The sequence below is a fragment of the Pseudomonas sp. HY2-MNA-CIBAN-0224 genome, assembly GCF_040310285.1.
Taxonomy (GTDB): Bacteria; Pseudomonadota; Gammaproteobacteria; order Pseudomonadales; family Pseudomonadaceae; genus Aquipseudomonas; species Aquipseudomonas helleri.
The window spans coordinates 1-231 of sequence record NZ_JBEOPQ010000950.1 but is presented as its reverse complement, the minus strand read 5'-3'; the positions used below and the strand labels follow the sequence as shown (position 1 = coordinate 231).

The window sequence follows — 231 nt, the reverse complement described above, 5'->3', positions numbered from 1 at the left end:
TCATAAGTCTTTTGGGCAGCGAAGCCCATATCACCTGTACACAGCTTCATGACCCGATACGGCAAGTTGAGCTGCTGCAAGATATATTCGGCTTGTTCGGTCATTGCTTCAAGCAATTCATCAGATTGCTCAGCGCTAGCGATATTAACCATCTCGACTTTTTCAAACTGATGCTGACGGATCAGACCACGAGTATCACGACCGTGTGAGCCGGCTTCACTACGGAAACAA

The 231-nt window shown here is 47.6% G+C and carries 1 protein-coding gene; it reads right to left on the bottom strand.

Annotated elements, in window-relative coordinates; translation table 11 throughout:
- Window positions 1-231, bottom strand: a 231-nt coding sequence (locus AAEZ03_RS29055; protein WP_350583474.1) for an aminoacyl--tRNA ligase-related protein, incomplete at both ends; no start/stop codon positions are given.